The 19000-nt window shown below is 61.8% G+C and carries 23 protein-coding genes; 18 read left to right on the top strand and 5 right to left on the bottom strand.

The genetic code is table 11. The annotated features are described in order from the left end of the window. From Q6A48_RS17930 to bamJ, 4 genes are all read left to right on the top strand, one after another. The coding region (locus Q6A48_RS17930) for a transposase (protein WP_304555502.1) at positions 1-287 on the top strand (287 nt) is incomplete at its 5' end. Between the two features lie 290 nt (positions 288-577). Next, positions 578-919: a PA4575 family protein gene (locus Q6A48_RS17925; RefSeq protein ID WP_304555501.1), complete on the top strand. Its 342-nt coding sequence runs from the start codon at positions 578-580 to the stop codon at positions 917-919. A 118-nt stretch (positions 920-1037) separates the two neighbouring features. Further along, positions 1038-1526 (top strand): TIGR00645 family protein, encoded by a 489-nt coding sequence (locus tag Q6A48_RS17920; RefSeq protein WP_042731944.1) that lies wholly within the window; start codon positions 1038-1040, stop codon positions 1524-1526. Positions 1527-1728: 202 nt separating this feature from the next. After that, positions 1729-2346, top strand: a complete 618-nt coding sequence (gene bamJ / locus Q6A48_RS17915; protein ID WP_042731943.1) for a BamJ family beta-barrel-assembly machinery protein — start codon at positions 1729-1731, stop codon at positions 2344-2346. Between the two features lie 134 nt (positions 2347-2480). Here the strand turns inward: bamJ and Q6A48_RS17910 are convergent, their stop codons facing one another. The 3 genes from Q6A48_RS17910 to Q6A48_RS17900 all read right to left on the bottom strand — a co-directional run bounded on the left by Q6A48_RS17910 (position 2481) and on the right by Q6A48_RS17900 (position 4381). Next, complete coding sequence (locus Q6A48_RS17910) at positions 2481-2738, bottom strand: PA4570 family protein (RefSeq protein WP_003205743.1); 258 nt, start codon at positions 2736-2738, stop codon at positions 2481-2483. A 200-nt stretch (positions 2739-2938) separates the two neighbouring features. Continuing rightward, complete coding sequence (locus Q6A48_RS17905) at positions 2939-3280, bottom strand: zinc ribbon domain-containing protein YjdM (protein WP_304555500.1); 342 nt, start codon at positions 3278-3280, stop codon at positions 2939-2941. Between the two features lie 132 nt (positions 3281-3412). Continuing rightward, positions 3413-4381, bottom strand: coding sequence for a polyprenyl synthetase family protein (locus Q6A48_RS17900; RefSeq protein ID WP_109756389.1), 969 nt, complete (start codon positions 4379-4381; stop codon positions 3413-3415). Positions 4382-4620: 239 nt separating this feature from the next. Here Q6A48_RS17900 and rplU point away from each other — a divergent pair, with 239 nt between their 5' ends. From rplU to Q6A48_RS17875, 5 genes are all read left to right on the top strand, one after another. Then, positions 4621-4935 carry a 50S ribosomal protein L21 gene (gene rplU / locus Q6A48_RS17895; RefSeq protein ID WP_003176051.1) on the top strand — a complete coding sequence of 105 codons (315 nt, stop codon included), beginning with the start codon at positions 4621-4623 and terminating at the stop codon, positions 4933-4935. 35 nt (positions 4936-4970) lie between these two features. Further along, on the top strand, positions 4971-5228 hold the full coding sequence (gene rpmA, locus Q6A48_RS17890; RefSeq protein WP_003205738.1) for a 50S ribosomal protein L27: 258 nt from the start codon (positions 4971-4973) through the stop codon (positions 5226-5228). Between the two features lie 190 nt (positions 5229-5418). Beyond that, positions 5419-6642, top strand: coding sequence for an Obg family GTPase CgtA (cgtA, locus tag Q6A48_RS17885; RefSeq protein WP_304555498.1), 1224 nt, complete (start codon positions 5419-5421; stop codon positions 6640-6642). 239 nt (positions 6643-6881) lie between these two features. Then, entirely contained in the window at positions 6882-8000 is a 1119-nt protein-coding gene (gene proB, locus Q6A48_RS17880; RefSeq protein WP_304555505.1) for a glutamate 5-kinase, read from the top strand. Between the two features lie 9 nt (positions 8001-8009). Further along, positions 8010-8474, top strand: a complete 465-nt coding sequence (locus tag Q6A48_RS17875) for a CreA family protein (RefSeq protein WP_092333959.1) — start codon at positions 8010-8012, stop codon at positions 8472-8474. A 180-nt stretch (positions 8475-8654) separates the two neighbouring features. Here Q6A48_RS17875 and rpsT read toward each other — a convergent pair whose 3' ends face one another. Next, positions 8655-8933, bottom strand: a complete 279-nt coding sequence (rpsT, locus tag Q6A48_RS17870) for a 30S ribosomal protein S20 (protein ID WP_020798646.1) — start codon at positions 8931-8933, stop codon at positions 8655-8657. 254 nt (positions 8934-9187) lie between these two features. On the opposite strand from rpsT, the gene murJ reads away from it, so the two are divergent. The 6 genes from murJ (at position 9188) to ispH (ending at position 16695) form a co-directional block, all read left to right on the top strand. Beyond that, complete coding sequence (gene murJ / locus Q6A48_RS17865; RefSeq protein ID WP_304555496.1) at positions 9188-10726, top strand: murein biosynthesis integral membrane protein MurJ; 1539 nt, start codon at positions 9188-9190, stop codon at positions 10724-10726. 129 nt (positions 10727-10855) lie between these two features. Continuing rightward, positions 10856-11794, top strand: a complete 939-nt coding sequence (ribF, locus tag Q6A48_RS17860) for a bifunctional riboflavin kinase/FAD synthetase (RefSeq protein WP_304555494.1) — start codon at positions 10856-10858, stop codon at positions 11792-11794. Between the two features lie 13 nt (positions 11795-11807). Further along, the gene (ileS, locus tag Q6A48_RS17855; RefSeq protein ID WP_304555493.1) at positions 11808-14639 is read left to right on the top strand and encodes an isoleucine--tRNA ligase; all 2832 of its coding nucleotides are present in this window, start codon (positions 11808-11810) and stop codon (positions 14637-14639) included. Beyond that, positions 14632-15144 carry a signal peptidase II gene (gene lspA, locus Q6A48_RS17850; RefSeq protein ID WP_042730788.1) on the top strand — a complete coding sequence of 171 codons (513 nt, stop codon included), beginning with the start codon at positions 14632-14634 and terminating at the stop codon, positions 15142-15144. The genes ileS and lspA overlap by 8 nt, the downstream gene beginning before the upstream one ends. Beyond that, positions 15137-15574 (top strand): FKBP-type peptidyl-prolyl cis-trans isomerase, encoded by a 438-nt coding sequence (gene fkpB, locus Q6A48_RS17845; RefSeq protein WP_304555491.1) that lies wholly within the window; start codon positions 15137-15139, stop codon positions 15572-15574. Before lspA ends, fkpB begins: the two co-directional genes overlap by 8 nt. A 173-nt stretch (positions 15575-15747) precedes the next feature. After that, positions 15748-16695: a 4-hydroxy-3-methylbut-2-enyl diphosphate reductase gene (gene ispH / locus Q6A48_RS17840; protein WP_245140985.1), complete on the top strand. Its 948-nt coding sequence runs from the start codon at positions 15748-15750 to the stop codon at positions 16693-16695. On the opposite strand, the gene Q6A48_RS17835 is transcribed toward ispH, so the two are convergent. After that, positions 16649-17188, bottom strand: a complete 540-nt coding sequence (locus Q6A48_RS17835) for a GspH/FimT family pseudopilin (protein ID WP_304555490.1) — start codon at positions 17186-17188, stop codon at positions 16649-16651. The genes ispH and Q6A48_RS17835 overlap by 47 nt on opposite strands. Before the next feature lie 165 nt (positions 17189-17353). Here Q6A48_RS17835 and Q6A48_RS17830 point away from each other — a divergent pair, with 165 nt between their 5' ends. From Q6A48_RS17830 to Q6A48_RS17820, 3 genes are read left to right on the top strand one after another with little or no spacing between them, the layout of a single operon-like run. Further along, on the top strand, positions 17354-17827 hold the full coding sequence (locus Q6A48_RS17830) for a GspH/FimT family pseudopilin (protein ID WP_304555489.1): 474 nt from the start codon (positions 17354-17356) through the stop codon (positions 17825-17827). Next, complete coding sequence (gene pilV / locus Q6A48_RS17825; RefSeq protein WP_304555487.1) at positions 17824-18285, top strand: type IV pilus modification protein PilV; 462 nt, start codon at positions 17824-17826, stop codon at positions 18283-18285. The genes Q6A48_RS17830 and pilV overlap by 4 nt, the downstream gene beginning before the upstream one ends. Next, positions 18282-18998, top strand: a complete 717-nt coding sequence (locus Q6A48_RS17820; protein ID WP_304555485.1) for a PilW family protein — start codon at positions 18282-18284, stop codon at positions 18996-18998. The genes pilV and Q6A48_RS17820 overlap by 4 nt, the downstream gene beginning before the upstream one ends. Positions 18999-19000 lie beyond the last annotated feature (2 nt).

The raw sequence follows: 19000 nt of genomic DNA, 5'->3' as shown, positions 1-19000 counted from the left end.
GCGCGCAGGTGGCTGCGTTGGCTGGGGTGGCGCCGTTCAATAATGACAGCGGCGTGAAAACCGGCAAACGCCATATCTACGGTGGGCGCAGAAGATTGCGCCGCGCAGCCTATATGTGTGCGTTGGTCATGGTCCGCTACAACGCTGATTTCAAAGCCCGCTATGCCAGGCTGCGCGCCAAGGGCAAGTGCGCAAAAGTGGCCCTGGTGGCGTGTATGCGGGTATTGCTGGTCCGGCTCAACGCGATGGTGCGCGACGGCACGCCGTGGCGGGATCAAACCGCTTGAGGCCCTCGGAGGGGGCCATCTGAGGCCGCGATAGCACCCAAAAGACGACCGCGGGTCGGGTGGGGGTGAAAGACAGTTGGCTCCCACATTTATTTGTGGATTATTTCGCAAGAAACGCCGCCACTTTGGCGTCAATATTCACACTGTGACCGCTCGGCGCATTCTGGTCTCGAAACCCTTTGTGGCCGGAACTTTTCTTCTATCCTCAGCTCAAGGATAACGAGAGCCATCATTGGATCGAAACAGCCTCGTCCCGGGGCTGAATACCGGATCTACCGAGGGGCGCCGCCATGTCGCGCAACCTTTGCCTCACTCGTCAATGCCTGGGCCTTGTGACCCGTATCGAATGCGCCATCCGCCCGCTGGCGGGAGATACCGGTATGTGGACCTTGCTCTTCGCCGCTGGAATGGCCGGCGAACAACCTTCCGCCATCAAGGCCCAGGGCCCGTTCGCCGGCCCGAACGCCGCCGAGACCCTTCTCGACACCATCGTCCAGAGCCTGACGTTGCACGGCTATGAACTGGCCAACGATCCGCAGATCTGGTGCCTGCACATGCAGGCCCAGCTGCGTGAGATCAATGGCGGGCGGTGTCGCAACATTGGCGGTTTCGAGTTTCGCCCGCTGCATTGAGGGTCTTCACCTCACACGCGTTGATTGTCGCGCCAGGCCTGGGGACGGGGCTGGCGTTTGTAGGGCTGCGCGTGGCTGATATACTCGCCGCGATTTTTCAGCCCTGGTGTGAGACTCAATGGAACGCTTTATCGAAAATGCAATGTACGCCTCCCGTTGGCTGCTGGCGCCGATCTACTTCGGGCTGTCCCTGGGCTTGCTGGCGCTGGCGCTGAAATTCTTCCAGGAAGTCTTCCACGTCATTCCCAACGTGTTTTCCATGGCCGAGTCCGACCTGATCCTGGTGCTGCTGTCACTGATCGACATGGCGCTGGTGGGCGGCCTGCTGGTGATGGTGATGATTTCCGGCTACGAGAACTTCGTCTCGCAACTGGACATCGACTCCGACAAGGAAAAGCTCAACTGGCTGGGCACCATGGACTCTTCCTCGCTGAAGATGAAAGTGGCCGCTTCGATCGTGGCCATTTCCTCGATCCACCTGCTGCGCATCTTCATGGACGCCAAGAACGTCGATCCCGAGCACCTGATGTGGTACGTGATCATCCACATGACCTTCGTGGTCTCGGCGTTTGCCATGGGTTACCTGGATAAACTGACCAAGCACTGAGGCGCGTGCCTCCTGCCGGCGCAACGCCCGCCTGTTGAAAAACAGGCGGGCGTTGTCGTTTTCGGCGAGGTGCTTTGGCGTGGGGGTTGGTCATCCGCCCCGGCATCTGTGCTAGTCTGCTCGCCCTTTTGGTTCCGGGCGCTCCGGGAAACGCCGTGTCATCCATGGCCATTCCCGGCCGTCCGCACAGCGGAGCAGCACCATGTCCGAAGTTAACCTGTCCACCGACGAAACCCGCGTCAGCTACGGCATTGGCCGTCAGTTGGGCGACCAACTGCGCGACAACCCGCCACCGGGTGTCAGCCTGGACGCGATCCTGGCCGGCCTGACCGACGCCTTCGCCGGCAAGCCAAGCCGTGTGGGCCAGGAAGAAATGTCCGCCAGCTTCAAGGTCATCCGCGAAATCATGCAAGCCGAAGCGGCTGCCAAGGCTGAAGCCGCGGCGGGCGAAGGGCGTGCGTTCCTGGCCGAAAACGCCAAGCGCGAAGGCATCACCACCCTGGCTTCGGGCCTGCAGTTTGAAGTGTTGACCCAGGGCGAAGGCGCCAAGCCGACCCGTGAAGACCAGGTACGTACCCACTACCACGGTACCCTGATCGATGGCACGGTGTTCGACAGCTCCTACGATCGTGGCCAGCCTGCCGAATTCCCGGTGGGCGGCGTCATCCCAGGCTGGACCGAAGCGCTGCAACTGATGAACGCCGGCAGCAAATGGCGTTTGTACGTGCCGAGCGAACTGGCCTACGGCGCTCAAGGCGTTGGCAGCATCCCGCCGCACAGCGTACTGGTGTTCGACGTCGAGCTGCTGGACGTTCTGTAAGACCCTGTCCGGTTTTACTGACGGACAAAAAACTTTGGGAGCGAGCTTGCTCGCGAAAGCGGACAGTCAGTCGACATTCTCGTGGCTGACACACCGCCATCGCGAGCGAGCTCGCTCCCACAGGTTCTGTGTGCTCATCCATGGAACCTGCCGCTGAAATCCCCCGTCGGGCGCAATGCCCTGGCATAGCAGAACAGGAACAGATTGCGCACCAGTTCCTTGAGCACCAGCGGTTCGCTGGAGTTGAGGCTGTTGAGGTCCAGGTCACCCTGGTCCTGCAGTTCGTTCAAGGCTTCTTCTTCAAGCACTGCGCAGACTTCCCCGGTTTCCCGATGCAGGATCCTGAGGTAGGGGTGCGGGCGATCCAGCCACGCGTCGATCAAATAAGTCATGGTTCTCATCTCCTTGATGGATTCGATGAGAATAATTCTTATTCGCTAAATAGCAAGTCCCTATTGGTATTGCGGTTTGTTTTCTGACGGCGGGTAGCCAGGCTCCGGTCGTTGGCGCAGGGCTCGTGCGCGCAAAGGCGAGGCGCGATGGGAAAGGAAGCACCATCCCACGCTGGGGCGCGGGATGGTGTACGGCAGGCTCAGACTTTCCTGACGAACTCGGATTTGAGTTTCATCGGGCCGATGCCGTCGATCTTGCAGTCGATGTCGTGGTCGCCCTCGCACAGGCGGATGTTCTTGACCTTGGTGCCGACCTTGACCACCAGTGAGGTGCCCTTGACCTTGAGGTCCTTGATCACGGTGATGGTGTCGCCGTCCTGCAGGACGTTGCCGACCGAATCCTTCTTCACGGTGGTGTCGGACGCCGTCTCGACCTCGCCGCTGGCGGACCATTCGTGGGCGCACTCAGGGCAGACCAGCTGGGCGCCGTCTTCGTAGGTGTATTCGGAATTGCATTTCGGGCAGGGAGGCAACGTGCTCACTAAGGTTCCTTGGTATCAGGAGGGCTAAAGGGCGCACATTGTATAGGGTTTTGTGGCTGAAATGGGCGTTCACAGGCCCTGTGGCGAGGGGATTTGTGGGCGCAAGCCTTGCTCCCACAAAAGCCCTGTGGGTCAGTGGGTACGCGCCACCGCAAACTCGCTCAGTTCCACCAGCGCATCGCGGTATTCGCTGGCCGGCAGGGCGTCGAGGCATTTGATCGCGCGGGCGACGTAGTCCCGGGCCAGTTTCGCGGTGTAGTCCAGCGAGCCGGAGGCTTCGACCGCAGCGCGAATGCTTTCCAGGTCTTCGATCCCGCCTTTCTGGATCGCCTGGCGCACCAGTGCCGCCTGTTCGGGCGTGCCTTCGCGCATGGTGTAGATCAGTGGCAGGGTCGGCTTGCCTTCGGCGAGGTCGTCACCGACGTTCTTGCCCAGGGTTTCGGCGTCGCCCTTGTAGTCCAGCAGGTCGTCCACCAGTTGGAAGGCCACGCCCAGGTGGTCGCCAAAGGTGCGCAGCGCTTCGCTCTGCTCGGCGCTGGCGCCGGCCAGGGCGGCGGCACTGTGGGTCGAGGCCTCGAAGAGCATCGCCGTCTTGCCGCGGATGACCTCCATGTAGGTTTCTTCCGTTGTGCTGGCGTCGCGTACCTTGGACAGCTGCAATACCTCGCCTTCGGCGATGATGCGGGTGGCCTGGGACAGGATCTTCATCACCGGCATCGAGCCCAGCTCGACCATCATTTCGAACGAGCGCGAGTACAGGAAATCGCCCACCAGCACGCTCGGGGCGTTGCCCCACATGGCGTTGGCGGTCGAGCGGCCACGGCGCATGCCGGACATGTCGACCACGTCGTCATGCAAGAGGGTGGCGGTGTGCAGGAATTCGATGGTGGCGGCCAGCAGGCGCATGTCGTCGCCTTCGCGACCCAGGGCCTTGCCACACAGGAGCACCAATAAAGGACGCAGGCGCTTGCCACCGGCTGAAGTGATGTAATCACCGATTTTCGATACCAGAGGCACTCGGGAAGTCAGCTGCTTCTTGATGATGCCGTCGACGGCGCTAAAATCGTCCGCCACCGCGCGGTAGAAAGCTTGGGGTTGCATCAGCGACAGGTGCTCCAGAAGGGTTGCGCGGCATGCTAGGACCCACGTCCGCAGGTGTCAAGGCGCGATGGATGGCCACTTGCAAGGGGCTGCCGGCTTGCGTACAATCGCGCACCCTGAACTTCCTGGGCAGCACCTGCCTTACGCAATTGCATCCGGGCCTTCCAGCCCATGCAGCCATGCCAGCCAATACCTCTTCTTATAAAGCGCTGGGTGAGCAGGATTATCGGAGAAATACCATGTCGTATGCAGTAATCGTTACTGGTGGCAAGCAATACAAGGTCGCCCCAGGTGAATACCTGAAGATCGAAAAACTGGAAATCGCCACTGGCGAATCCGTGACTTTTGATCGCGTTCTGTTGGTCGCCAATGGCGATGACGTGAATATCGGCGCTCCAGTCGTTGCTGGCGCTACCGTTGTGGCTGAAGTGATCTCCCAAGGTCGTCACGATAAAGTCCGCATCATCAAGTTCCGTCGTCGTAAGCACCACATGAAGCGTATGGGCCACCGCCAGTGGTACACCGAGATCAAAATCACCGGTATTCAGGCTTAATTCCAGCCTAATTCCTCACTAGGAGAATTGAACTCATGGCACACAAAAAAGCTGGTGGTAGTACCCGTAACGGTCGCGACTCAGAAGCCAAACGCCTTGGCGTGAAGATGTATGGCGGCCAGGCTATCAAGGCAGGCAACATCATCGTGCGTCAGCGCGGCACCCAATTCCACGCTGGCTACGGCGTGGGCATGGGCAAGGATCACACCCTCTTCGCTAAAGTCGAAGGCGTGATCAAGTTCGAAGTAAAAGGCGCCTTCGGTCGTCGTTACGTAAGCGTTATCGCAGCTTAATTGCGAGACCGCTGGAGAAGCCCTGTCTTGCGACGGGGCTTTTTCGTTTGTGGGGTGAGTCTCTTGCAAAGCTGTTTGTGTGGGCTGGCGGTGCCGCAACCGGGCGCGTGATCGGGTCGCAGCGTTCATTTTTGCAAGAGTCTTATGTCTTGTTTTTTTCGGCTCGTCCGTATGGCGAGAGGCGTGTGTCATGAAGTTTGTTGATGAAGTATCGATTCGAGTAAAGGCCGGCGACGGCGGCAATGGCTGCATGAGTTTCCGTCGGGAAAAATTCATTGAAAACGGTGGCCCGAACGGGGGTGACGGCGGCGACGGCGGCTCGATCTTCATGCTCGCCGACGAAAACCTCAACACCCTGGTGGACTACCGTTACACCCGGCACTTCGATGCCGAGCGCGGTTCCAACGGCGGCAGCACCGACTGCACCGGCAAGAAGGGTGAGGATCTGGTCCTGCGCGTGCCGGTCGGCACCACGGTGATCGACTCGGCGACCCAGGAAGTGATCGGCGACCTGACCAAGCCTGGCCAGCGCCTGCTGGTGGCGCATGGCGGCTGGCACGGCCTGGGTAACACCCGTTTCAAGTCCAGTACCAACCGTGCGCCGCGCCAGACCACGCCAGGCAAGCCGGGCGAGCAGCGTGACCTGAAGCTGGAGATGAAGGTGCTGGCCGATGTGGGCCTGTTGGGCCTGCCGAACGCAGGCAAAAGCACATTCATTCGCTCGGTGTCGGCGGCCAAGCCGAAAGTCGCCGACTATCCGTTCACCACGCTGGTGCCGAACCTGGGCGTGGTCAGCGTCGATCGCTGGAAAAGCTTCGTGGTCGCGGACATCCCGGGGCTGATCGAAGGTGCTTCCGAGGGTGCCGGCCTGGGGATTCGCTTCCTCAAGCACTTGTCCCGGACCCGTCTGCTGCTGCACCTCGTGGACATGGCGCCGCTGGACGAAAGCAGTGCGGCCGATGCGGCCGAAGTCATTGTCAGCGAGCTGGCCAAGTTCAGTCCGGCTTTGGCCGAGCGTGATCGGTGGCTGGTGCTGAACAAGTGCGACCAGATTCTCGAAGAGGAGCACGAGGAGCGGGTCAAGGAAATCGTCGAGCGCCTGGAATGGGAGGGGCCGGTCTATGTGATCTCGGCCATTGCCAAAGAAGGCACCGAACGCCTGTGCCACGACATCATGCGCTACCTGGAAGATCGCGCCGATCGCCTGGCCAACGACCCGGCCTACAAGGAAGAGTTGGCTGAGCTCGACCAGCGTATCGAGGATGAGGCCCGTGCCCAGTTGCAGGCCCTGGATGACCAGCGTGCCCTGCGCCGTAGCGGCGTGAAGTCGGTCCATGACATTGGCGAGGATGATTGGGACGAAGAAGACGTGGATGACGATGACGGTCCGGAAATCATCTACGTTCGCGACTGATCCTGAAATGTTCGTCAGTTAAGCTGCAAAACCTGTGGGAGCTTTGCTCCCACAGGCTGATCCCCCCAAGGATTCCCGGGGGCAGGTTCAAGTGTTTCGGCGCGGTGTTATCATCGCAGCCAAGCCGGTTTCCAAGGCGCCGCTCATTCGAGCGGCGTTTTGGTATCTGTAGAACGCAAATACGAATAATCCCATGGGCGGCGCTGGGTCGCGCCGTTCGCTGGCAAAGGTTGAAGATGATGCGGAGCAAGGTGACGGGTGCGCAGCGCTGGGTCGTGAAGATCGGCAGCGCACTGCTGACGGCGGATGGCAAGGGGCTGGATCGCCAGGCGATGGCGGTGTGGGTCGAGCAGATGGTGGCCTTGCATGAGGCTGGCGTCGAGCTGGTGCTGGTCTCTTCGGGGGCGGTGGCGGCCGGTATGAGCCGCCTGGGCTGGACGTCGCGACCCAGCGCGATGCACGAATTGCAGGCTGCCGCCGCCATCGGCCAGATGGGCCTGGTGCAGGCCTGGGAGTCGAGCTTTGCCGAGCACGGTCGCCACACGGCGCAGATCCTGCTGACCCATGACGACCTGTCGGACCGCAAACGCTACCTCAATGCCCGTAGCACCCTGCGCGCGCTGGTGGAGCTCAAGGTCATCCCGGTGATCAACGAGAACGACACGGTCGTCACCGATGAAATCCGTTTTGGCGACAACGACACCCTGGCGGCGCTGGTGGCGAACCTGGTGGAGGCGGACCTGCTGGTGATTCTCACCGACCGCGATGGCATGTTCGATGCCGATCCGCGCAACAATCCCGATGCCCAGCTGATCTACGAAGCCCGTGCCGATGATCCGTCGCTGGACGCGGTGGCGGGCGGTACAGGCGGCGCACTCGGCCGTGGCGGCATGCAGACCAAATTGCGAGCCGCGCGCCTGGCGGCGCGCTCCGGGGCTCACACTATCATCGTCGGCGGGCGGCTGGAGCGGGTGCTGGATCGCCTGAAGGCGGGCGAGCGCATCGGCACCTTGCTCTCCCCTGAGCGCGGCATGCTGGCGGCGCGCAAGCAGTGGCTGGCCGGGCACCTGCAAACCCGTGGCACCCTGGTACTGGATGCGGGCGCCGTCGCGGCCCTGTCCCAGGGCAACAAAAGCTTGCTGCCGGTGGGCGTGAAGCGGGTCCAGGGCAGCTTCCGCCGTGGCGAAATGGTCGTGTGCGTGGCGCCGGACGGTCGCGAGATCGCCCGTGGCCTGGCCAACTACAGCGCGCTGGAAGCGCAGAAAATCATTGGCCAATCGTCCGACGCGATTGTCGGCCTGTTGGGGTACATGGCAGAGCCTGAACTGGTTCACCGTGACAACCTGATCCTCGTCTAAGGAAAAATCATGGGTTTGGCAAAAGGATTGATCGGCTTGCTGCTGGCTGTACCGCTGTTGGCTTCGGCCGAGGAAATCGGCCAGGTGTCCACCGTGTTCAAGTTTGTCGGGCCGAACGACCGGATCGTGGTCGAGGCGTTTGACGATCCCAAGGTCGAGGGTGTGACCTGCTACCTGTCGCGGGCCAAGACCGGTGGCGTGAAGGGCGGCCTGGGTCTGGCTGAAGACCGCGCCGAGGCCTCCATCGCCTGTCGCCAGGTGGGGCCGATCAGCTTCAAGGGCGAGCTCAAGGACGGCGAAGAAGTCTTCAGGGAGCGGACCTCACTGGTGTTCAAGACCATGCAGGTGGTGCGTTTTCTCGACAAGAAGCGCAACACACTGGTGTACCTGGTCTACAGCGACCGCGTGATCGAGGGCAGCCCGCAGAATGCGGTGACGGCGATTCCGATCCTGCCCTGGGCTCGGGCCCAATAACCTGGCGCAAACTGTGTGGAAGCGAGCCTGCTCGCGAATGGCGGTGTGTCAGTCAGCATCGCTGTTGCTGATTTACCGCGTTCGCGAGCAGGCTCGCTCCCACAGTGTTCTTGTGTGGACTGCCGAATCGCAGACAATAAAAAACCGACCCTGAGGTCGGTTTTTTAATGAGCGCGTCGCTTAGGCAGCAGCGGCAACGTTCAGGGCCTTTACGTGGCCATTCAGGCGGCTCTTATGGCGAGCAGCCTTGTTCTTGTGGATGATGCCTTTATCGGCCATGCGGTCGATAACTGGCACAGCCAGAACGTAAGCAGCTTGAGCTTTTTCAGCGTCTTTTGCGTCGATGGCCTTGACTACATTCTTGATGTAGGTACGAACCATGGAACGCAGGCTGGCGTTGTGGCTGCGACGCTTCTCAGCCTGTTTTGCACGTTTTTTGGCGGAAGGTGAGTTGGCCACCGTCGAGCTCCTCGAAAGACTTTTTAGGAAATAGCAAACAAAATAGGCCGCGAATCATGCCGATGAGTTGAGGTCTTGTCAAGGGCGGGTGACGCGTTCCGCTGAATGGCAGGTACTGCGCACCGGATGATTTCTTTCCGGCGTGCGACCTGTAAACTCGCGGGCTTTGGCGCTGTGCTGTTTAGCGGCGCGGAGTATCGCACAAGTGGGCGCGTTGTTCGCCTGCTGTTTATCGACAGGCAAAAACTCTTTTCATGAATCTGCTCAAATCGTTGGCTGCCGTCAGCTCTATCACGATGCTTTCCCGTGTCCTGGGGTTCGTGCGCGATACGCTCATCGCGCGGATATTCGGTGCCGGGATGGCCACCGACGCCTTCTTCATCGCCTTCAAGCTGCCCAACCTGCTGCGGCGGATCTTCGCCGAGGGAGCGTTCTCCCAGGCCTTCGTGCCGATCCTGGCGGAATACAAAAGCCAGAAGGGCGACGAGGCGACCCGCACCTTCATTGCCTACGTCACGGGCCTGCTGACCTTGGTGCTGGCGCTGGTCACGGCCGCCGGGATGCTCGCCGCTCCCTGGGTCATCTGGGCCACGGCGCCGGGGTTTACCGATACCCCGGAAAAATTCCAGCTCACTTCCGAGCTGTTGCGGGTGACCTTCCCCTATATATTGCTGATTTCCCTGTCGTCCCTGGCCGGCGCGATCCTCAATACCTGGAACCGCTTTTCCGTCCCGGCCTTCGTGCCGACCTTGCTCAACGTCAGCATGATCGTGTTCGCGCTGTTCCTGACGCCGTACTTCGACCCGCCGGTGATGGCCCTCGGTTGGGCCGTGCTGGTGGGCGGCCTGGCGCAGTTGCTGTACCAGCTGCCACACCTGAAAAAGATCGGCATGTTGGTGCTGCCCCGGCTGAACCTGCGGGACAGTGGCGTGTGGCGGGTCATGAAGCAGATGCTGCCGGCGATCCTCGGCGTGTCGGTGAGCCAGATCTCGCTGATCATCAACACCATTTTCGCCTCGTTCCTGGTGGCCGGCTCCGTGTCGTGGATGTACTACGCCGATCGCCTGATGGAGCTGCCGTCCGGCGTGCTGGGCGTCGCCCTGGGGACCATCCTGCTGCCGACCCTGGCCAAGACCTACGCCAGCCAGGACCGCCACGAGTACTCGCGGATCCTCGACTGGGGCCTGCGCCTGTGTTTCGTGCTGGTCTTGCCCTGCGCCCTGGCACTGGGGATTCTCGCCGAGCCGCTGACGGTCTCGCTGTTCCAATATGGCCAGTTCAATGCATTCGACGCGACGATGACCCAGCGGGCGCTGATCGCTTATTCGGTGGGCCTGCTCGCGATCATCGTGATCAAGGTGCTGGCGCCGGGCTTCTACGCCCAGCAGAACATTCGCACGCCCGTGAAAATCGCCATTTTCACCCTGGTGATGACCCAGTTGTTCAACCTGCTGCTCATCGGCCCGCTGGCCCATGCTGGCCTGGCCCTGGCGATCAGCGCCGGCGCCTGCCTCAATGCCGGGCTGCTGTTCTACCAACTGCGCAAGCAAAAGATGTATCAGCCGCAGCCAGGCTGGGGCAAGTTCGCCCTCAAATTGCTGGTCGCCGTGACGGTGATGTCGGCGGTGCTGCTGGCGGCGCTGCATTTCATGCCGGCCTGGGGCGAAGGGCAGATGCTCGAGCGTTTCCTGCGCCTGGGTGTGCTGGTCGTCGCCGGTGTGGTGGCGTATTTCGGTATGTTGCTGTTGATGGGATTCCGTCTGCGGGACTTCAATCGCAAGGCCTTGGGCTGAGGGCGGGCCCTCGATCAACCCGGACCGGGCAGGGGTTTTGTCGGTTCGAGCACTTTGGGTTACGGTGTTGCCTGTCGTCGGCCGCCGGGTGTGGTTATAATCGGCCACTTTATGAGCAAGAAGCGCGTTATGCAGCTGGTTCGAGGCCTCCACAACCTGCGCCCCCAGCATCGGGGCTGTGTCGCCACTATTGGCAACTTTGACGGTGTCCACCGTGGCCACCAGGCTATCCTGGCGCGGCTGCGCGAGCGTGCGCTGGAATTGGGCGTGCCCAGCTGCGTGGTCATCTTCGAGCCGCAGCCGCGGGAATTCTTCGCCCCGGACACCGCGCCGGCCCGCCTGGCCCGGTTGCGGGACAAGTTGCAACTGCTGGCCGGCGAAGGCGTCGACCGGGTCTTGTGCCTGGCCTTCAACCAGCGCTTGAGCAAGCTCAGCGCCGCCGAATTCGTCGAGACCATCCTGGTGGACGGCCTCGACGTGAAGCACCTGGAAGTGGGCGATGATTTCCGCTTTGGCTGCGACCGTTCCGGGGATTTCGAGTACCTGCAACAATCCGGCAGCGTCCATGGCTTTACCGTCGAAGCCGCGCAGACCGTCGAGCTCGATGGCTTGCGCGTCAGCAGTACCCAGGTCCGCAATGCCCTGGCCGCTGCCGACTTCGAACTGGCCGAGCGTCTGCTCGGCCGCCCGTACCGGATTGCCGGGCGGATCCTGCACGGGCAGAAACTGGCGCGCCAACTGGGCACGCCGACCGCCAACGTGCAACTCAAGCGCCGTCGCGTACCGCTGACCGGGGTGTTCCTGGTGAGCGTCGAGATCGACGGCAAGGCCTGGCCCGGTGTCGCCAATATCGGCGTACGGCCCACGGTCCAGGGAGATGGCAAGGCCCACCTCGAAGTACATGTTCTGGATTTTGCCGGCGATCTGTATGACCGGCGTTTGACGGTGGTTTTCCACCAGAAGCTGCGTGAAGAGCAGCGTTTTGCCTCTCTGGAGGCGCTCAAGACGGCGATCCATGCAGATATCGCCGCCGCCCGTGCCCTTGTCGCAACCAGCGCCAATCGCTAATGAAGAGCCTTAAATGACCGACTATAAAGCCACGCTAAACCTTCCGGACACCGCCTTCCCTATGAAGGCCGGCCTGCCTCAGCGCGAACCACAGATTCTGCAGCGTTGGGACAGCATTGGCCTGTACGGAAAGTTGCGCGAAATTGGCAAGGATCGTCCGAAGTTCGTCCTGCACGACGGCCCTCCGTATGCCAACGGCACCATCCACATCGGTCACGCGCTGAACAAGATTCTCAAGGACATGATCGTCCGCTCCAAGACCCTGTCGGGTTTTGACGCGCCGTATGTCCCGGGCTGGGATTGCCACGGCCTGCCGATCGAGCACAAGGTGGAAGTGACCCACGGCAAGAACCTGGGCGCCGACAAGACTCGCGAGCTGTGCCGTGCCTACGCCACCGAACAGATCGAGGGGCAGAAGGCCGAATTCATCCGCCTTGGCGTGCTGGGCGATTTCGCCAACCCGTACAAGACGATGGATTTCAAGAACGAAGCCGGTGAAATCCGTGCCCTGGCGAAAATCGTCGAGGGTGGCTTCGTGTTCAAGGGCCTCAAGCCGGTGAACTGGTGCTTCGATTGCGGTTCGGCCCTGGCCGAGGCGGAAGTCGAGTACGAAAACAAGAAGTCGTCGACCATCGACGTGGCGTTCCCCATTGCCGACGAAGACAAGCTGGCCGCCGCTTTCGGCCTGGGCCAACTGGGCAAGCCGGCGGCGATCGTGATCTGGACCACCACCCCGTGGACCATCCCGGCCAACCAGGCCCTGAACGTCCACCCGGAGTTCAACTACGCCCTGGTCGATGTCGGCGACCGGCTGCTGGTGCTGGCCGAGGAACTGGTCGAGTCCTGCCTGGCCCGCTACAGCCTCGAAGGCTCGGTGCTGGCGACCGCCCCGGGTTCGGCGCTGGAGCTGATCAACTTCCGTCACCCGTTCTATGACCGCCTGTCGCCGGTTTACCTGGCCGACTACGTGGAGCTGGGCGCCGGCACCGGCGTGGTCCACTCCGCGCCAGCCTACGGCGTCGACGACTTCGTGACCTGCAAGAAATACGGCATGGTCAACGACGACATCCTCAACCCGGTCCAGAGCAATGGCGTGTATGTGCCATCGCTGGAGTTCTTCGGCGGCCAGTTCATCTGGAAGGCCAACCCGGCCATCGTCGACAAGCTGACCGAAGTCGGCGCGTTGCTGCACACCACCGTCATCGAACACAGCTACATGCACTGCTGGCGCCACAAGACCCCGCTGATCTACCGCGCCACCGCGCAGTGGTTCATCGGCATGGACAAGCCGCCTGCCCATGGCGACACCCTGCGCCAGCGCTCGCTCAAGGCGATCGAAGAAACCCGGTTCGTACCGGCCTGGGGCCAGGCGCGCCTGCACTCGATGATCGCCAACCGTCCGGACTGGTGCATCTCCCGCCAGCGCAACTGGGGCGTGCCCATCCCGTTCTTCCTGAACAAGGAAAGCGGCGAGCTGCACCCGCGCACCGTCGAACTGATGGAAGAGGTGGCCAAGCGCGTCGAAGTCGAAGGCATCGAAGCCTGGTTCAAGATGGATGCCGCCGAGCTGTTGGGCGACGAGGCGCCGCTGTACGACAAGATCAGCGATACCCTGGACGTCTGGTTCGACTCCGGCACCACCCACTGGCACGTGCTGCGCGGTTCGCATCCGATGGGTCATGAGAGCGGTCCGCGTGCCGACCTCTACCTGGAAGGTTCGGACCAGCATCGCGGCTGGTTCCACTCGTCGCTGCTGACCGGTTGCGCCATCGACAACCATGCGCCGTATCGCGAGCTGTTGACCCACGGCTTCACCGTCGACGAAGCCGGCCGCAAGATGTCCAAGTCCCTGGGCAACGTGATCGCGCCACAGAGGGTCAACGACACCCTGGGTGCCGACATCATGCGCCTGTGGGTGGCCTCCACCGACTATTCCGGCGAAATGGCGGTGTCCGACCAGATCCTGCAGCGCAGCGCGGACGCCTACCGGCGGATCCGCAACACCGCGCGCTTCCTGCTGTCGAACCTGACCGGTTTCAACCCGGCCACCGACCTGCTGCCGGCCGAAGACATGCTGGCCCTGGACCGTTGGGCCGTGGACCGTACCCTGCTGCTGCAACGCGAATTGCAGGAGCACTACGGCGAATACCGCTTCTGGAACGTCTACTCGAAGATCCACAACTTCTGCGTGCAGGAGCTGGGCGGTTTCTACCTCGACATCATCAAGGACCGCCAGTACACCACCGGCGCCAACAGCAAGGCGCGTCGTTCGTGCCAGACCGCGCTGTTCCACATCAGCGAGGCGCTGGTGCGCTGGATCGCGCCGATCCTGGCGTTCACCGCCGACGAGCTGTGGCAGTACCTGCCGGGCGAGCGCAATGAATCGGTGATGCTCAACACCTGGTACGAAGGCCTGACCGAGTTGCCGCAGGGCTTCGAGCTGGACCGTGCCTATTGGGATCGTGTCATGGCGGTCAAGGCCGCGGTCAACAAGGAAATGGAGATCCAGCGCGCGGCCAAGGCCGTCGGTGGCAACCTGCAGGCCGAAGTGACCCTCTATACCGAAGACGCCCTGGGCGCCGACCTGGCCAAGCTGGGCAACGAGCTACGCTTCGTGCTGATCACCTCCACCGCCAGCGTCGCGCCGTTCGTGCAGGCGCCGGCCGATGCGGTGACCACTGAAGTCAGCGGCCTGAAGCTCAAGATCGTCAAGTCGAACCACACCAAGTGCGCCCGTTGCTGGCACTGCCGTGAAGACGTTGGCGTGAACCCGGAGCATCCGGAAATCTGCGGGCGTTGTGTCGACAACATCAGCGGCACCGGTGAGGTTCGCCACTATGCCTAACGCAGCGGGCCGTTTCGGACGGCTGGGCTGGCTCTGGTTGAGCGTGCTGGTGCTGGTCATCGACCAGGCCAGCAAGTTCTACTTCGAAAGCTCGTTGACCATGTACCAGCAGATCGTGGTCATCCCTGACTACTTCAGCTGGACCCTGGCCTACAACACCGGCGCGGCGTTCAGTTTCCTGGCCGACAGTTCGGGCTGGCAACGCTGGCTGTTCGCGCTGATTGCCATCGTGGTCAGCGCGGTGCTGGTGGTCTGGCTCAAGCGCCTGGGCCGCGATGAAACCTGGCTGGCGGTGGCGCTGGCACTGGTGCTTGGTGGCGCCCTGGGCAATCTCTATGACCGCATTGCCCTCGGCCACGTGATCGATTTCATCCTGGTGCATTGGCAGAACCGCTGGTATTTCCCGGCGTTCAACTTTGCCGACAGCGCCATCACCGTGGGCGCGATCATGCTCGCCCTGGACATGTTCAAGAGCAAGAAAACCGGAGAAGCCGTCCATGACTGAGCAGCGTATCGCTCAAAACACCGAAGTGAAGCTGCACTTCGCCCTGCACCTGGAAAATGGCGACACCGTCGACAGCACCTTCGACAAGGCCCCGGCCGTGTTCAAGGTCGGTGACGGCAACCTGTTGCCAGGCTTCGAGGCGGCGATCTTCGGTTTCAAGGCCGGCGACAAGCGCACCGTGGTCGTGGCCCCGGAAAACGCCTTTGGTCAGCCCAACCCACAGAACGTACAGACCATGCCACGCTCCCAGTTCCAGGACATGGAATTGTCCGAAGGCTTGCTGGTGATCTTCAACGACGCGGCCAATACCGAACTGCCGGGCGTGGTGAAGGCGTTCGATGATGCCCAGGTGACCGTGGACTTCAACCATCCCCTGGCGGGCAAGACCTTGAATTTCGAAGTGGAAATCCTTGAGGTCAAGGCGGTTTAAAGGGGGGCGGACCGTTCCTGCCGCCACTCGATTCACTGTGGGAGCGTGCTTGCTCGCGATTGCGGTCGATTATTCATCAGTGATGTTGGCTGAAACTCCGCCATCGCGAGCAAGCTCGCTCCCACACGGATTGCACTGATTCAATTTCTTGCGCCCAAGACACGAGGCACAGCATGCAAATCAAACTCGCCAACCCCCGTGGCTTCTGCGCCGGCGTGGACCGGGCGATCGAAATCGTCAACCGCGCCCTGGAAGTCTTCGGGCCGCCGATCTATGTGCGCCACGAAGTGGTCCATAACAAATTCGTCGTCGAAGACCTGCGCAGCCGTGGGGCGATCTTTGTCGAGGAACTGGACCAGGTGCCGGACGACGTCATCGTGATCTTCAGCGCCCACGGAGTCTCCCAGGCGGTGCGCACCGAAGCCGCCGGCCGTGGCCTGAAGGTGTTCGACGCGACGTGCCCGCTGGTGACCAAGGTGCACATCGAAGTGGCGCGCTACAGCCGTGACGGCCGCGAATGCATCCTGATCGGCCACGAGGGCCACCCCGAAGTCGAAGGCACCATGGGCCAATACGATGCCAGCAATGGCGGCGCGATCTACCTGGTCGAGGACGAGGCCGACGTCGCCGCTTTGCAGGTCCGCAACCCCGAGAGCCTGGCTTTCGTGACCCAGACCACGCTGTCCATGGACGATACCAGTCGCGTGATCGATGCCCTGCGTGCGCGCTTCCCGGCCATTGGCGGGCCGCGCAAGGATGACATCTGCTACGCCACCCAGAATCGCCAGGACGCGGTCAAGCAACTGGCCAACGAGTGCGACGTGGTCCTGGTGGTCGGCAGCCCGAACAGTTCCAACTCCAACCGCTTGCGCGAGCTGGCCGAGCGCATGTCCACGCCGGCCTACCTGATCGACGGGGCCGAGGACATGCAACGCAGTTGGTTCGACGGGGTCGAGCGCATCGGTATCACCGCCGGTGCTTCGGCGCCCGAGGTGCTGGTGCGTGGAGTGATCCAGCAATTGCAGGCCTGGGGCGCCACTGGTGCCGACGAACTGGCCGGCCGCGAGGAAAACATCACTTTTTCGATGCCAAAAGAGCTGCGCGTCCGCTCCTTGCTTTAAGTCCTTTCTGGCACAGCGCCTCTTCGGCTTTGACGCTTTCCAGGCGGACACGTCCGGAAGGCGCCAATATCACTTGATGATGGCTGAACGGTCCGTGTCTGGCGCAGACATGCAACCTGCCAGCCAGGAATGCGCCGCTGGGATACAGTGCTTCTCCCTGGTTGCCGAATCTTACCCTGCGTCTCATCGGCTGGTTGCCTATCACGCGAGCGCTTGCTGTGCGCTCCATCAGCAAGGTTTTCTCCTTGTTGTCCAGCATGACCCGCCAACCCTGGCCCCAATCGTTATTTATCCCTTGTATCAATACGTTGCGATTACGTGTGATAGCTTCGCTGCGGGCAATGCGCAACCCGCTGATCAGCAACTGCGCGGTGTCCTCGCGTTCGATGGATTCGATCAGCTCTTTGTAGCTAGCGCCGGCCCACGGCAGAACAATTGCGGCGATCGCCAGTCCCATGAGCAGTTCGATCAGGCTGAAGCCTTGTTGATACATGACGTCTCCTCCCTGGAGAGCTTTGTTGTGGCGAGGGTGCTGTGTAGCCGCCCCAAAAAATGAGGGCCGCTTCGCGCCCCAGCGGGAGCAAGCTCCCTCGCCACAGGCGGCGGTTTGTTCTAGCGTTTAGAAAGCAGGTATAGCCGACGGCAACGGAGGGCATCGATGGATCTTCGTACAAAAGGTTTCACGCTGATCGAGGTGCTGGTGGCGCTTGGCGTGTTACTGATCCTGATTACCCTGGCGGTGCCGTCATTCACCGGCTCGCTGCAGAGCACCAAGGCCGATACCGAGATTGGCGACTTGCGCCGGGCGCTGAACTTTGCCCGGATGGAGGCAATCGACCGTGGTATCACCACGCGGATTCGCCCCACGGCCCAAGGGAGTGCCTGGAGCAGCGAACTGACGGTGTATGACAGTACTGGCTCGTCGCCCAGTGTATTGCGGGTTGTTCCAGCAATGGGCAGCGGCGCGACTCTGACGCTAACCTCAGACGTGACTAACATTGATTTCAACAACCTCGGTGGGTTGGCGGCCCCGGCCACGCCGGTGACTTTCAATTATGTGCGAGGGGCGCAGAGCAGGACGCTGAATGTTTGCCTCAATGGAAGAATCGTATTGGGTGGAAGTTGCGGATGAAGGGTTGCAGTAAAAGCACACAGGGGGGCATGACGCTGATCGAGGTGCTGGTGGCGGTGCTGATTCTCGGCGTCGGCCTGCTGGGGGCGGCGATGATCCAGCTCAACGCCCTCAAGTACACCGACAGCTCGCGGATGACCAGCCAGGCCAGTTTCATCGCCTATGACCTGCTGGACCGCATTCGCGCCAACTCCGGCGCCGACTACACCGTCACGCCGCCCAGCGCGCCGAACCTCAATGTGGCGCGGGACCAGGACCTCTACGATTTCAAGACCAACATCATCGCCTTCGGCGGCGCCACCGCCACGGGCACGATCGCCCTGAACCAGCGCGTCTACACCATCACCATTTCCTGGGACGATGCCCGGGCCGCCAATACCACCAACGCGGCCGACGCGCGGCGCAGCTTCGTGCTGACCAGCCGCGTCGCCGTCGATCCGCCGGGGACGGCGCCATGAACAGCCGGTGCCGGGGATTCGGCCTGATTGAATTGATGATTGCCCTGGTGCTCAGCCTGATCGTCATCCTGGGTGTCGTGCAGATTTTCATTGCCGCCAAAAATACCTACGTCAGCCAGAATGCCGCCGCGGTGATTCAGGAAGACGCGCGGTTTGCCTTGAGCAAGATGGTCCAGGAGATTCGCATGGTGGGCATGTTTGGTTGCGTGGCGACCATTATCGATGCCTCAACGGATAACAGTTTCGCTGCCAGCCAGACCACTCCAATCCGTTGGGATAATGCCAACCGAAGGTTGACCCTGGTCACCGCGGACATTGGGAGTGGCGGTAGCGTGCCGACCTGGACCGTCCTCTCCGATTGCCGAACCTCGGCGACGGCCTACTCGAACGCACGGGTGCCAGCGGCGGGACAGTTGGCCTTCCCGATCCGCCGACTGGTCTACAGCTTCAACAACAACCAATTGCTGTTGGGCAGCGGCACCGCCAATCCGCCGACCCTGTCGGTGCTGGTGGACAACGTGCGGGCGTTCGACGTGATGTTCGGCGTGGCCGGCAGCGCGTCGGACATCGCCGCCTCCAGCTACACCAGCAACCCGGCCGACCCGGCATTGATCCGCAGCGTGCGCCTGACCCTGACGCTGTTCGATCCGAGGAATGCGGTGCGCGACCAGACCTTCAACGTGGTTGCCGCCTTGCGCAACCGGCTGTTGTGAGG

The organism is Pseudomonas citrullilanati, from assembly GCF_030580855.1.
GTDB lineage: Bacteria > Pseudomonadota > Gammaproteobacteria > Pseudomonadales > Pseudomonadaceae > Aquipseudomonas > Aquipseudomonas citrulli.
Note: the sequence above shows the minus strand (reverse complement) of the source record. Positions and strands in the feature narration are given on the sequence as shown.